Consider the following 15,927-nt stretch of genomic DNA (forward strand, 5'->3'; position numbering starts at 1 on the left):
TATTTATTCTTTACTTGAAGTCAGCATTTGCCTTGCACCCAATAACTAAGAACAAGCGTTGACTAGCCTGATAAACCACTAACAATTGAGCCGGATAAAACCCTTGTATTAAAAGTTTTCTTGGCAATTATTTTTATACAATATTACCAAATATGTAGCTATAATCATGCAAATCATTGCAAATTAACCCTTATTTCACGCTCTTTCTGATTACGGACAATGCTTAATTTCAAATATCCATGCCATAAATTTTCCCGATATTTTATGAACAGTTCTGCAATGTTTTTTATTTTTTCACCTTCAACCCCAACGACAACATCTCCTTCTGTTATTCCTGACATGGCTAATTTACTTTTGTCTTTTACGTCTAAAACAATCACTCCAGCCATGCTGTGCAAACCTGATGCGGATTGTTCTGCAAGGGTCTCCACGTTTTTAAGTGTCCCTCCAAGCCAATTTGTAATACTGTTGCTTTCATTTTGAGAATAAGGGGCATTTAATTCCGGAATATAAGGTTGCTTTGCAATGGCTTTTAATTCAGCTTTTTGAACCCCAAAATTGTCCATTGGGAAATTTTTAAATCCCAATTGAAGTACGGGTGAATTCTCTGCAACTGTAAAATCACCTGTTTCAGGAGAGACAAACTTGGGATCTCCATAAAGACTGTGGGCATCAGTATTGTTTTCCTGGGCCAAAGCCAATGAAACAGCATCAGGAAATAAGTTGTAATCTACTTCCTTACCCCAACCCGTAAGGCGTATTGGAAAATGTTTGGTCATGGTAATGTTCTTTCTAAAAACATCTTGACTATTGGCAAACCAAACATGGGGATGAAAACCGTTGTTTATCATTATATTGTTTTCAACTACCCTGTCAAAACCTTCCCGAAGTTTGATACCTCCATTTAAGCATAAATTATTATAAATATGGTAGTTGGATGACCCATCATCAAGATCAATGTCCCAACCATGGTCACAACGAAAACGATTGTTTCGGATAATGGTTGTGTGAATGGCATCCCAATAGGGCATTTCAGGGTTCGCCTGGACCAAACTGTCTATCACTTTCCTATTTGGATGCCAGAAGCGGTCTCTACCCCAGGAATTAAAAGCCCCATGGTCTCCAGTTTCCAACACGGTATTAAATACATCGTTATTTTCAATAAGGTGCCCTCCCCAGGTACCTTCACTTACATTGATTCCTGCCCGAGGAACATCATAAATACTATTGTTTTTGGCATGAATATTCATGGCCGTAGAGAGCTGAATTCCAGCCACTTGTTTTTCAATGCGTCCAACTTTATAAATCAGGTTGTTCGCTACTTTACAATCTGCCGGATACAGATCATTGGCTGGGCCCCGAACAGTATCCATTGCCGCTACTGGTACAAATTCGCTATATTGATAAGAAGGTGAGCGCACAGCAGTGGAATCTCCTACAAAACTGATGGCTGTTGCGCCAACATTATGAATATGGTTGCCAATAATTGCTGAATTTCTATTGTATCCATTGACGAAAATCGCATTTCCTCCTAAATTAGTGAATTCACAATTTTTAATAGATATGGCCTCTGTTCCACTAAGTAATATTGACCCTCCTCTGTATATTGTCCAATCGCTACGGAGCAACTTATTATATTGCTCCATAAATGTCCGCATAGTATGCTCAAAACGTATCCCTTCAATTTTGACATTTTTAACAGGATTTTCAGGTCTTCCTATCACCTCTATAAGATGCTTTAATACAGATACTTCAGTGTTTGAATTAATTAAATTAGCTTCATTTTTGGCCCACAAGTATAGTAGTTTTTCCTGTTTATCGAAATACCATTCTCCTTCGCTGTCCAACTCCTCAAAAATGTTTTCTACCATCCTTAGTTCAGGGTGCATGGGTGAAGGTCTATTATTTTGATGGCCACCAATAAGGGTAAGCGCTCCTAATGAATCAACCCCACTTATCTCATAATGAAAACCACCCCATCGCCCACTGTGCATGGCATGTACAAAACCTCCAACAGGATTCTTCCAGGTCGCAACACGTTCCTTTGCTATGGCATCTCCGGCATGCCCTTGCCAGGCACCTCCATTTTCATCAAAATTAGGATACCTGGCCAAAATCTGTTCTTCCCCATCGATATACAGCTGGTCAAAAACAAGGTCTTCTCCAACTTCAGTAATCCAAATGTTTTCATCGAATGGTTTCCAGTTTGTATTCAAAACCATTGAACCTTTAACACTTACTTTGTCAGTACCTTCTCCAATAATAGCGATATTGCTTAGTTCTGGGGGAATTACCAAAGGAGTTGATAAATGATATTCTCCTTTCTTCAAATGGATGGTAATGGGTTCACTGCTACTTTCCCTGATCTTAATCGCCTCTTCCAAGGCTTTTTCAATGGTTTGAATCGGCATTTCTTTCGTGCCGGCATTCTCATTATCACCATTAGAACTCACATAAATGGCTAGCTCTTTTGTGTCGCAACTTATAAGTACAAATGTTGCTAATATTAGTAACGCTCTTTTCATTTTCATTTAACGATACCACTTTTATTCATCCAACTAAAGAGCGGCTGCATCCATTCATCTGCAGGTGAACTCAACACAAATCCATGGTTTCCTTTAGGATAAAGGTGCATTTCTGCAGGAACTTGATTTCTTATTAATTCCTGGTAAAAGCGGATACTGTTCTCCACTGTCACCACATTGTCGTCTCCTGCATGGGTTAACCAGGTTGGTGGCGTATTTTGATCAATATGCAATTCATTTGAAAACAACAACTTTTGTTCTTCAGAGGCGTCCTTACCAAGCAAATTTTGACGGGACCCTAAATGGGCTAATTCATCTTTCATACTAATTACCGGATAAATCAGCATCATAAAATCGGGCTTTAAACTTATCTTTTCATCATTTGGGATGTAAGATTTATTAAAATGTGTTCCGGCCGTAGCCGCTAAATGTCCTCCTGCTGAGAAACCAATTATCCCAATTTTATAAGCATCCAGACCCCACTCTGAAGCATGTTGACGCACTGTTTTAATTGCCTGTTGGGCATCTTGTATAGGTCCTATTGATTTATCAATCATGATTGAATCGCTTGGCAGGCGATATTTCAGGATGAATGCTGCAATCCCTTTTTTTACAAATGCTTCAGCAATTTGGGTCCCTTCCTTTAGGTAACTTTCTCCTGAATACCCACCACCAGGGCATATGATTACGGCTGCACCAGTGGCCATTTCTTTTTCAGGTTGATAGATTGTCAATGTTGGTTTAGAAACCTTTTTAATCCAAGAGACTTGCCCATTTTTCTCAATGACTTCTTCTATCATCGAGTAAGGTTTGCTGTTAGGAATGGCATTTGGGTAAAGGTCTACTATTTGTTGTGCTTCCAACTGAATTGAAACAATCAGAAATAGCATTAAAGTAATGGCTTTCATGGATTTGGAATTAATTCTTAAATTTTTATTTCTTCGGAAAAGATGAACTTTTAAATATTTCACATGAAAATTTTAAATTTCAATCTTCAATTCTTTCAATATATGGGCGTAATGCCTCGCCCCAAATTTGATATCCAACATCGCTTGGATGGCAGAAATCAGGAGTAATCTTTTTCGTAAGAAGACCATCTGAGCTCAGCATTTTGAAAGCAAGGTCTAGCAAAATAATTTCATTCTCAGCAGCATATTGCTTTAGTAAGTGGTTGGTTTTGTTGATTAAAATCCTGCGTGGGTTATCAGGCATTTCTTCCCGTGGCATTATTTCCATCAATACAATTTGTGCGTTCGGGACTTTAGACCTAACACTGATATAAATGGCAGCGATTCCTTCAACTATTTCTGCAGCTGTATTCATACGAGCATTTTTTGTTTCGCTGGTATTGTTAGTGCCAATATGGACAATCACCAATTTGGGATCAAGCCCATCAAGTTCCCCATTGTTCAAACGCCAGAGCACATTTTGAGTACGGTCCCAGCCAAAACCTAAATTCAAAACCCTATGGTTCTTAAATGTTTCCTGCCATGAATTTGGGCCATTGGATATTCTTGATCTTCCATCGGCATATTTCAGTGGGGGGTAATCGCCTCCCCAAAAATGAGTGATGGAATTTCCTATTATAACAATTTCCGGGTCCAATGAATCTTTTACCTCAAGAATATCATTATGGCGCACCATCCAATCGTAACTGTCATCTTCAAGTTTTGGAACTGGTATTATGGCTGTATTGCTAGGTTTTTCGACCGCTTGGATTTCTTGCTTCTTTTGCAATTTGCAGCTTAAAATGCAAAAGGAAAAGAGGGCAAGATAAAGGAGCTTTGTTATTGACTTCATTTTTTAATGAGATTTTAATAGTAGAGACAAGTTAGCTATAAAAAATGCTGGATATTGCCTTCAAACTTGGTTATTTTAGCCAATAACCCATTAGAATTGTTTAGTAGCTTACGAAAAAGGGCGAAACTTAGACTTTTAGGGCCTTACACATAGTATTGGGACGGCATTCAAGCGGATGCCAGAGTTATTATAATTTTACCGGATTAGTGCTTTTAATTAGGGAATTATGCGGTGGTTTGTTTCAATTTCTCAAAGGGAAAAAATCACCAAAGACCTGATGTTTTGGTATTTTACTTCAATCCTACACATTCGTTTTACCAATTGGAAATAAAAATTCACAACATGCTTCTCCTAAAATAGGATATAAGAGCCCAATCATTTGAAATAAGATTTGACAGCCTTGACTTTTTTGGTTCGTTTTTGTGTCAAGACAAAAATGAACAGAGGGAATAAGGTTCAAACTGCCCTATTCCCATCTATAACATTCACCCTGCCATTTCTTAAAAATTAACTCATCCACCTAACGCCAAAGCTTTTGAAATACATAAAAAGCCCCACAAACAACTCGTTTGTGGGGCTTTATTCAACGTTAAATCAAAGTTCTCACTTTGACAAATGCAGCATATCCTTAATAATTAGGATTTTGCGTGATGTTATCATTGATATCAATCTCTGCTTGAGGGATAGGCCATAAATAATCCCGTTCAGGTCTAAAGGTCCTGGTCAAACCACTGGTAATGGTTTCCCACTGACCACTATTGGTATTGAGGTAATAAAGCCCCTCAACGGTACCTATCTTGTCCTCCCCGATCTTCCACCTGTTCATGTCATACAAACGTAATCCCTCAAAAGCCAACTCAACCGCTCTTTCATCCCTGATGATTGCTCTAAACTCCTCTTGGGTTTTACCTGTTTCTATTGGAGGCATTTCTACTGTTGGTCTTCCTCTTACCATATTGATCGCTTCATAGACTGAATCGTCAATTTCATTCAATTCGATTTTAGACTCTGCATACATTAGCAGCACATCTGCGTAACGTATCAAAATCATGTTGATAGATCCAGTGTTTGGATTGTTACCATCAGCTTCAAAATCTACCCACTTCTTCAAGTTGTAGCCGTTTACTGTGGAAAATTCAGAGGACCTCACCCTATCGGCGGTTGGACTGTCCGGTAAAGAGTTAAAGGTGGTGGTTCCAATTGGCTGTCCGGTATAATAAGTCGTGAAATTCCATCTTGGATCAATGTTTTCAAAAGGATCGTTGGGATTTTGAGGTCCTTTGTACCCATATTTTAAAAACAAGTTATGAATGGGTTCCACAACCGACCCTCCGCCTATTGATGCCGCCGAAAACGAAAAGGCATTGTAAGTATCGCCCCCTACGGCATATTGTCTATCAAAGATCACTTCAGAAGAATTCTGTCCCGCATAGTTAAATAATTTTCCATAGTCAGGATAGAGTTCATAGATTCCTAAATCCATTACAGCTTTGGAGGCATCTCTAGCAACAGTATACCTCTCATTTCTGTAGGCAACCCTGGCTTTCAATGCCATGGCAGCACCTAAAGTAGCCCGTCCTACCTCCTGAGAATAACTCATAGGTAACTGGTTTCCCTGAATTATCTGATCCAGTTCAGCAATGACAAAATCAACCACTTCAGACTTTGCTGTTCTACCGATTTGATCAGTAATTTCCAGTGGCTCTAAAATCAATGGCACATCACCCCAAAGACTGCTTAATTGGGTATAAAAGAAAGCGCGCAAAAACCTTGCCTCTGCCTTGTACCTGGCCAGTAAATCTTGGTCACCCTGCTCGATTCTGTCAATATTTGCCAGCACATTATTGGCCCTTTGTACGCCTCTGTAATACCTGTCCCATTGAGATCCTATCGCCGCGTTGACTGGATCAAAAGACCCCATAGTCACATCATGCAGTGAACCTGGTCCGGAAGGTGCTCGGAATCCAATATCCGTCGCTCCATCTAATTCTTTCACCATCAATTGACCATCTAACTCCGTATAGATCCCATTTACTGCCAGATTAGCATCCTTTTCTTGCTGCCAGTAAATTAGTTCTGAAACCTGCCCGGGAGGCACCAAATCCAGCCCATCATCACAACTGAATAAGCTAATAGCCAAATAAGACAGTCCTATGTATTTTATTGTTTTATTTATTATTTTCATCGCTTTTCCTTTTTTAGATTAAAACCTGACGTTTATGCCACCACTGAAAAGTTTGCTGTGTGGGAAGAACTGACTTCTTCCTCTAGGTGTTTCCGGATCGAACAGCTCTGTTTCTGTAAAAGTCAACATGTTTTCACCGGAGATATAAACCCTAAGGTTGGCTACAAGATTTTGAGGAATAGTATACCCCAATTGGAAATTCTTTAACCTAAGATAACTGGTGTTTTGTAACCAAAAATCTGACTCCATTAGGTTGGCTGAATTCCCGGATCTAACCATTGGCCAGGTGCCATTTGGATTTCTTTCAGGGTGATAAGCTTCTCTAGCCATGGTCGTAGGAATAAAATTCGTATAATTTGGACCTTCCATCAAAGCACCATCCAAAGAATGTTGCTGACGAAGTACTCCTTGCCAAAACATAGAAAAATCAAATCCTTTATAAGAAGCACTAAACCGAACACCAAACTCATATCTTGGGTCTTCATTCCCCATGATGTATTGATCGCCTGCAGGATAAAGAGATTGAGAAATAACACCATCCCCATTTAAATCCTCATATATAATGTCTCCAATAGTAACTGTAGGAAAAATGGTCGCTGGATAATTGTCTAAGTCCTCTTGGGTCTTATAAATCCCAGGAGATTTTAAACCTCTCAGGGAATTGATTGATTCCCCTTCAGTCCATACTGTAAATTTATCAGGGAAAAATGGTCCTGTACCTTTTAAATCTTCAATTTTACTTACTACATCTGAAAAATTCAAACCTACAGAATACTCGAACCCATTGTCTGAGGCTGGAGAGCCATGGTAATTGATGGCCAATTCCCAACCTTTATTAGAAACTGCGGCTGCATTTTGGACTGGAGGGTTGTAGCCTATGGTTCTAGGAATAGGTAATTCTATCAAAATATCATCAGTGTATTTGTAAAAATACTCCGCGATTACTTCAATCCTATCGTCCATAAAGCCCATATCCAATCCAATATTAGACATAGTAGTGGTTTCCCAGGTAATGTCAGGATTACCTGCGCTAGTGATGGCTGTACCTGGAACCAGGTTATTGTTAAACTGGTAGCCAGTACCCAAGTTGTAGGTATTGAGGTACCTGTAAAGTCCAATACTCTGGTTACCCAATTGACCCCATGAGCCTCGAAGCCTTAAATCACTAAACAAATCTCCATCACTAAGGAAGTCTTCTTCTGATATTCTCCAGCCTGCTGAGAAGGAAGGGAAAATACCCCATCGTTTGCCTTCTCCAAACCTTGAAGATCCATCATACCTAACATTGGCTTGAAACATGTATTTGTCGTCAAAACTATAATTGGCCCTGCCAAAAAATGACCTTAGCCTCCACTCTTGGGAATAACCACTTGTTGTTTGGTTTTGAATGTCACCTGCACTGATATCCCGTAAATCATTGCTATAGAAATTGTCTCGGGAAGCAGAAATTTGTTTGTATCGATTGTAAATTTCCTCATAACCAACAGTTCCTTGGATACTGTGTTTGCCAAAGGTTTGGTCATAATTCAAATACAATCGCTGGCTTAATTCTCGTTGATTCATCTGACTTTCGGTAAGCACTGATGTGGCAAACCAACCGCCAACATTTACCAAATCTCCTGTCAAGTAATTCCTCATCCCTGCCAAGCTATTTTGAAACACAAAACCGTCAGTAGACTCGGTATTGAGCGTAACGTTACCTTCCAAAGATAAAGCTTCATTGATGGTGTAAGCGAAGCCTAACTGACCAAAAACATCATCACTTACATTACTGGTTTCTCCCTCTTGAGCCATTGCACGGGCATTCCATTGACCAGAAACCAAGTCATATGTACCGTCAGGGTATTCCATCACAATATTTCTATTGATATGCAATAAGGCTTGGGTGATTCGCTGACCCGTAAATCCTGGTCCACTAAAGCCTCTATTCCTATACATCAGGTTGGTTTTAATCGTCAACTTATCAGTGGCATACATGTCGGAATTTATCCGCATGGTTACTTGCTTATTGTTAAAGTTTTGAAGAATACCATCAGTGTCAGAATAATTGACTGAGGCGAATACTCTTCCGGATTTTCCACCACTGGAAAGGGAAATGGAGTGCCTTTGTTGCATCGCATTCCGATTAAAGATTCCAGCTTCATAATCCGCAAAAGGATATTGCAAAGGATTAGTACCTGCAGCCACATTCTCAATATAGGTTTCACTGTAAGTTGGATTTGCCCCCACATTGGCTTGGGCTTCATTTTCTAACCTCATCCAGGTTACTGGATCTGTTGGTTCCGGAAAGAAGTTGGGGTTTTGCCATCCTACAAAATTGTTGTAAGTAATCTTGACAGCACCATCTTCACCTCTTTTGGTAGTCACCAATATTACGCCATTAGCTGCCCTAGAACCATAAATGGCTGAAGAGGCGGCATCTTTTAACACAGTTATGGAAGCGATGTTATTTGGCTCCACTGTACTTAGCGATTGCTCCACCCCGTCTACTAAAATCAAAGGATTGGAATTATTCAATGTTCCTACCCCTCTTATTCTGATACTGGTGCTTTCATCTCCAGGGGCACCACCGTTGTTTTGAATAGAAAGGCCTGGAGTTGTACCCTGCAATGCTGCAGCAGTATTGACCACGGGCCTTCTGGCCAGATCTTCACCAGATACGGTACTCACAGCACCAGTAACATTGGCTCTTTTCTGCGTACCAAAGCCTACCACAACCACTTCATCCAAAGAGGAAGTTGATTCTAATAAGGTAACATTAATTATGGATCGGTCACCGATATTTATCTGCTGGCTTTCAAATCCAATAAAGGAAAAAACCAATTCAGAGGCTTCCGGTACTGTTAAAGAATACTTGCCATCTAAATCAGTAGCTGTACCGATAGTCGTTCCGGGCAAAGAAATGGTTGCTCCTGGAATAGGTTCACCATTTTGATCTGTTACTGTACCTGTTACTGTAACATCTGCCATAAAATTCAGTTTTACGGCATTGTTTTCAGAGGAATTAATGGAGCTAGGTACTTCTTCATTAGGTACTTCTTCATAAAGGGCATGCGCATGCCCTTTATGGATATTGGGGTAAAATAGCTGAATAGCCATTAGGAATATCAATATTTTGATTGACGGATACCCCGAGAGTAGTCGTTTTTTCATAACTTTGTAGGCTTTAGTGTTGTTTTATGAATTGCATTAAATCAGATCAAATGGATGAACCTGAGAAACTTACCCATTTGTCTATCGTTTTTGTGAAGGCCATCTATTTATAGATGGCTTTTTCGTTATTGGCTTTTTCTTTACATATGGCTATTTTTTTTGAAATTGGATTGAAAACTTCCCATTTACCCGGTAGGTATAAGTAATAAATTGGTCTATTGGGTCAATTGGGAGTAGAAATCAATAAAATGGCTATTCAACCAATTCTACCGTTTCATTTAATCGTTGGTCTATGCAAGCAAATTCACCCTTAATTTATGGAATTAACGCTATTAAGAACGAATTTTTTGTCTATTAAAAGAAATAATAAAACAATTCATTCATTTTGTATACCTGGTATAAGTATTATATCATTTATACTGATTGAAGCTGTTCTTTATCAAATTAGATAAAATTCCTTTTATAAACAAAAACAAAGATTAATTCATCAATTAATTCTGCACTTTTAATAAAAAAGAAGGAAAATGGATTGATTATTACCTTAAGTTGGTATAATGATACCTATAAATTCAAAAAAATAAAAGAAAATTACCAGTAAAAAATATTTTTTAATTAAGATTCTAAAATTGACTTCTTTTCAGCTATTTCCACGCGACTATAATATTTCAATCGAATTAGGTCTTCAGTTTCACCCTAAGCCTTTTTTGTGCGTTTAGCAGGTTTTCAATAGAAAGAGATAATTTTAGTGATCATTGCCTTTGTATATCCACATGGACATTGTTTCTCCTGCTTTCTCAAAACCCACTTTTTTATAAAACGGAATGGCTTCATGATCAGCAGTTAAAATTTGCATGTGAAAGTCTTTGTACTTTTCTTGAAATTTAGCAACAATTCTTTTACCGATACCTTTCCCCTGATAATCGGGATGGACCAATAAATGGGGAAAATAAACAACTAAATATCCATCGGAAACTGCATTACCTATCCCAATCAAACTCTCCTTATCCCAAGCAGATATTAATGAATGAGAATTAAGCAAGGCATTTTTTAATTCATGGGGCTTTTCCGCAGCGGACCATTTGTTTGCTTTGTAAAGGGCAACAATTTGTCCAACATCAATTTCCCTCGTTTCTGAAATAGTAATGCTCATGTTTGCTTTTTTACTTAATCCCAACTCACTTGCTTTTAGCTCTAAGCTAACTGGTTTTAGATTGCTATAAAAATAAGGCTGACTTTTTAATACTTATTTGCTCAGGGTAGGCTTGAGACGCTAATTATAATAAAAAAAGGCTCACTTTTTAAGTGAACCTTTTTTTACTTATCACATGTGACAATTTCTTAATAACCTGGATTTTGAGTCAATCCTGGCTCAACTCTTAGGCTATTTTCATGAAAAGGCCAACGGTAATTATGAGATTGAAAAGAACGATCTTCGATTTTTAGTGAAACCATCTCTCCATTTTCCATGCGAGTGTGCCCCAGTGCGGGTTGATTCAATACTTCTTCTGCAATCCCCCATCGAATAATGTCTTCATATCTTAAACCTTCTCCTGCAAATTCAACCCTTCTCTCATTTCTGATAAGATTGATCCAATCCTCTTGGCTTAAATTACTGTATTCACTTCCCGTTACGTCTGCAATTGACATGTCTAAACCTGCTCTTTCCCTTACCAAATTTATACTTTCTAAGGCAAGTGCATCAATATCATCCATCATGATTTTTGCTTCAGCATAGGTTAACAAGACTTCGGCATAACGCAATAATCCAAAATCAAAATTGCCTCCTGATCTAAATGCATCTGCTTCGGAAACAAATTTCTTAAACCAAAAACCGGATTTGCTCGCTCTCTGATTTTCAAAATACATAGGATTATTGGTATTGTAAATATCAATTTGCTCCCCATAAAAGGTATCACCTTGCCCCATTATACTAGATTCATATCTAGGATCCCTGTTTAAGTTAGGATTAAGCAAATACTCTTCTTCGGTGTGTAAAGGGCAGTTTGATATAGCCCTACCTTGAAGGGTCCAATATGAGTCTACTAATGATTTCAAAGGTACCACGTAAGATTGACCATTACCAGTACGGTAATGAGGTCCTAAATCACGAAATGAATTGGTAGCACTATTGTTATGGCTTTGCATATCAAAGTGCATGATAAATTCATTGTTAGTTGATGCTCCTTCATATTGAAAAAGCTCTTCATAATTTGAATACAAGGAATACTTTTCACTGTCCATTATTTCCTTGGCCAACTTTGCTGCCAATTCATAGCGACCATTATACAAGGCGTACCTCATCGTCAAAGCCTTAAATGAGTATTTGTTGAACATGTATTTATCTGAAGTATACTCATCAGCAGGTAAACGAGAAGCGATGTCATCAGCCAAGGGGAAAAGTTGACCCAGAATTTCTTCTTTCGGAGTAGTTGGCTGTAATGCATCTACTAAATCCGCAGGTTGTAAATGAAAAGGAACATCACCCCACCTGAAAGTCAGCTTAAAATAATGCCATACCCTAAGTGCCTCCAAAATCGCCTTGTACTTAGTACGAACGGATTCATCTTCCACATAGGGTATGTCAGCATTGTCAACAAAGGTATTCAACCTTCCTAAATGCTTCATTTGCAATTCATAGTAAAAAAGAAATGCAGAAGAGGTACTATTGATATTACCGTTTGCAATTCTTTGGTGATGGTGACCATCTACCCTGCTGTATGCGTTATCAGATTTACCTTCTTCCATATAAAATAAATTCTGATGCGAACTTGGATGCGTAAATACATCCAAGTAGCTGCTATAAACCACCCTTCGTAAATCTTCCTCATCATTAAAGAATTCAACAAAGGAGGTTGCTGTTGGGTCAGTTTTGTCGAGAAATTCTACACAGCCTGACAAACTGAACCCTATAAATCCTATAATTATTATTAATTTTCTCATGGTTTTCCTTCTTAATTTATAGTGGCTTTTACTCCCAAACTAAATGTAGCCATTCTAGGGTAATTACCATTTCCTCCATCACGTTCAGGTTCTAAACCTTCCCATTTTGTAATGGTAATAGCATCCTGAGCATTAAAGTAAATCCTTACGCTTTTAATATTGCGTCCAATTTTTGGTATAGTATATCCTAGTTGCAGCATTTTCACCCTAAAGAAGGCTGCGTTACTAAGCCAAACATCACTGAGCACTGCATTTGGACTGGTACCTGTCCAGACTCTAGGGAATCTACTATTAGGATTATCTGGTGTCCACCTATTGTTCATATAAAATTCACTAGGGGCTCCAAGGTTATTATTAACACCATCCATCAATACTGGATATCCTTCTTGTCCATTGAGCCTTCCTAATCTTTTTCCTACGCCTTGACCTAAGAAATTAAAATCCCATCTTCGAAATCTCAAATTGAAATTTATTGAATAGTTCATATGAGGAAATGGATCTCCTAGATTTACTTTGTCTTGATCGTTTATTACACCATCTCCATTTCTATCAGAATATTTGATATCGCCGGGGTAAGTGTTTGGCAATTTGGCTTCTGTTCCATCTACCTCTTCCCAAGACTGGAAGAAACCATCACTTTCATATCCGAAATAATTATCAATGGCTATTCCTTCATACCATATTTTATCTTGGTTGTCCTTGAAGATAAGGGTGTCAGAACGATTATATCCAGCTTTCAAAACTCGGTTTTGATTGTCAAATAAAATTCCACCTACACTATAATCTACCTCTCCTACCTTATCCGAATAATTCGCTGAGAACTCCCAACCTTTGTTTTCAACCTCTCCAATATTTACCGAAGAAGTAAGATAGTAAGAGCCTGTCAATGGGGGAACTGGGAAATTTGAATAAATTAAATCATAAGAAAATTTGTGATAGTATTCAGCTGTAAAGTTTAGCTTGTTTTTGAAAGTGGTTAAATCCAAACCAAAATTTGATTGACGTTGCTTTTCCCAACTAAAATCAGGATTAGGAACTCTCATGGTCCACCCCCAAGTATTTACAACTTCTTGCCATAAATAAGGATCAACATTCTCATTTCCTATAAGACCATAGGAAGCTCTGAATTTCAAATTATTTATCAAACCAGACCCCACAAGACCACTCATGAAGGATTCATTGTGAACGTTCCATGCAAAGGCACCGGAAGGGAAAAATCCCCATTTATTTCCAGGTGCAAACTTACTAGACCCATCACCCCTAGCAGTAGCCTCAATAAGGTATCTGTTGTCCAATGAGTAATTTAGTTTAGCGAAAAAAGAGGACTTAGAAAACTCTCTATAGTCTGTATAGGTATTGTTCATTATTTCTACACCTCCTAGCAAATAAATCTTATCTGCACCTTCTCTCAATTCTTTCTCATAATTAATAAGAGCCCTGGCGGTCACCTGACTTTGACTAACCCCCTGACTAGCACCTACTGAATTACTCCATATATTGACCGGTTTACCGTCTCCATCAAAAAACTTATAGGTCAACCTTTTGTATTTATTTGCTGACTTATTAATCATGTAAGAAACATTACCTTCTACACTAAGGTTTTTGTTAATAAAATATTTGGGTCTAAGGTTAATTGTGCTTCTATCATGCAAAGCATTCCATGACCCACCATGTTCAATAGAGGCAACAGGATTAATGTTATTGTGAAGAATATAATTATCTTCTAAATCCGAATCATAAAAAATAGGTTGAGTTGGATTCATTCTCCAAGCAAGCTGATAAAGGCCGTGACCGTCATTATTGGCCTGAAGCCTATCTACTTGTAACCTATGCGCGTAAAAATCTGCTAACAATACAAATTTATCAGCAATATTTATATTGGTATTAAAACGTGCCGAAAATTTATTGGAGCCTTCCAATTCATTCATTCCGTTCTCATCTATGTAACCGAGCATCAAATTGAAAGTACCCACTCCGCCTCCACCAGAAATACTAGCAGATGTATTGTGAGAATAGGACTGACGTTGCATTACTTGATCCAACCAATTGACATTCGAATAGTTACCACTCTCAGAAGCTGCAATATCTTCATCAGAGAATAAAAGTGACTGGCCTTGGTGGCTTCTCGCTTCATTATTCAATTTCATATAGTCTGTAGCACCAACAAAATTGGGAAGATCTATTGGGTTATGAAGGGCTGCCCAAGAATGAAGATTAACTTTAAACTGTCCAGTTGTACCCCTGTCAGTCTCTATGATGATAACACCATTTGCTCCTCTTGACCCATATAGTGCAGCAGATGCAGCATCCTTTAATACGGTTATATTTTTAACTTGATTAGGATCAATATCAGTAAGAGATTGTTCCATTCCATCAATAATAACCAATGGACCAGCATTTTGTAAAGTACTAATTCCCCTTATTGAAATGGACCCTGGTACGCTTCCCGGCAGATTGTTTCCCTGCATTAAGGTAACACCAGGAATGGTTCCGCTAAAAGCTTCCTCCAGTTTAAATATAGGCCTGCTTTTTACAAGGTCCATATCCAGTTGCTCTACTGATGACGCCAAGTGTTGCCTCTCAACTTCACTAAAACCAACTACAACCACTTCATTTAAATCCACACTTGACTCTTTAAGAGAAACATCTATAGTATTGGTTCCTTTAGTGCTAATCTCTTGCCCTGCGAACCCAATCATATTGAAAATCAAAGTAACCTCGCCTGAAACAGAAATGCTATAAGACCCATCAAGATCTGTGGTGGTTCCTGCAGTGGAACCTTTTATAAGCACCAAGACTGAGGGAATGGGTTCCCCTGTCTCATCGGATACCACTCCGGTAATAGTCCTCTGCTGGCCCAAAACAGACAAAGCAGGTAACACTATTAATAATAGTAGAATAATTTTATTTTTTAACATGTTTAAATTTTAATTTTTAGTAAATTTTTAGGTCAATCAGTAATTTTTTATAATTTTTTATAATTTTTTACTTAAACATAATTCCGAACCTCAAAAATAAAGGACTCGAATAATCAATAATATTGATAATTAAAACTACATCAACTCATATTTTACCTCCTTTCTTAAAAATTATTATAAATATTTACCAATTAAGGCAAACATTTTAAATTTATTTAAATAATAAATTAAATATAGAAAGAAATAAAAAGAGTAAAAATCCAGTCATAATAATTATACGAAATATAATATTTCATGTAAATAAGCATCTTTTTAATAACATATAGAATAGAAATACAAATGTATTTAATAGAAAAAGAACCGCATCATTTGCTGAAAATCAACTTCTTAGGTAAGTTTTAGTTTT

At 37.9% G+C, this 15,927-nt stretch carries 8 protein-coding genes; all 8 read right to left on the reverse strand.

Annotated elements, in window-relative coordinates; translation table 11 throughout:
* Positions 1-173: 173 nt before the first annotated feature.
* A complete protein-coding gene (locus AAC073_RS14190; RefSeq protein ID WP_339924442.1) occupies positions 174-2,525 on the reverse strand; it encodes a peptide-binding protein in 2,352 nt (783 codons plus the stop codon).
* A gap of 2 nt (positions 2,526-2,527) precedes the next feature.
* Positions 2,528-3,433, reverse strand: coding sequence for an alpha/beta hydrolase (locus tag AAC073_RS14195; protein WP_339924443.1), 906 nt, complete (start codon positions 3,431-3,433; stop codon positions 2,528-2,530).
* Positions 3,434-3,512: 79 nt separating this feature from the next.
* On the reverse strand, positions 3,513-4,325 hold the full coding sequence (locus tag AAC073_RS14200) for a GDSL-type esterase/lipase family protein (RefSeq protein ID WP_339924444.1): 813 nt from the start codon (positions 4,323-4,325) through the stop codon (positions 3,513-3,515).
* Positions 4,326-4,953: 628 nt separating this feature from the next.
* Positions 4,954-6,510, reverse strand: coding sequence for a RagB/SusD family nutrient uptake outer membrane protein (locus tag AAC073_RS14205; protein ID WP_339924445.1), 1,557 nt, complete (start codon positions 6,508-6,510; stop codon positions 4,954-4,956).
* An 18-nt stretch (positions 6,511-6,528) separates the two neighbouring features.
* Positions 6,529-9,663 (reverse strand): TonB-dependent receptor, encoded by a 3,135-nt coding sequence (locus tag AAC073_RS14210; RefSeq protein ID WP_339924446.1) that lies wholly within the window; start codon positions 9,661-9,663, stop codon positions 6,529-6,531.
* A gap of 742 nt (positions 9,664-10,405) precedes the next feature.
* A complete protein-coding gene (locus AAC073_RS14215; protein WP_339924447.1) occupies positions 10,406-10,813 on the reverse strand; it encodes a GNAT family N-acetyltransferase in 408 nt (135 codons plus the stop codon).
* Positions 10,814-11,001: 188 nt separating this feature from the next.
* The gene (locus AAC073_RS14220) at positions 11,002-12,603 is read right to left on the reverse strand and encodes a RagB/SusD family nutrient uptake outer membrane protein (RefSeq protein ID WP_339924448.1); all 1,602 of its coding nucleotides are present in this window, start codon (positions 12,601-12,603) and stop codon (positions 11,002-11,004) included.
* Positions 12,604-12,614: 11 nt separating this feature from the next.
* Positions 12,615-15,521 carry a SusC/RagA family TonB-linked outer membrane protein gene (locus AAC073_RS14225; RefSeq protein ID WP_339924449.1) on the reverse strand — a complete coding sequence of 969 codons (2,907 nt, stop codon included), beginning with the start codon at positions 15,519-15,521 and terminating at the stop codon, positions 12,615-12,617.
* Between the last annotated feature and the right edge of the window lie 406 nt (positions 15,522-15,927).

It is taken from the genome of uncultured Cyclobacterium sp., from assembly GCF_963977555.1.
Taxonomy (GTDB): Bacteria; Bacteroidota; Bacteroidia; order Cytophagales; family Cyclobacteriaceae; genus Cyclobacterium.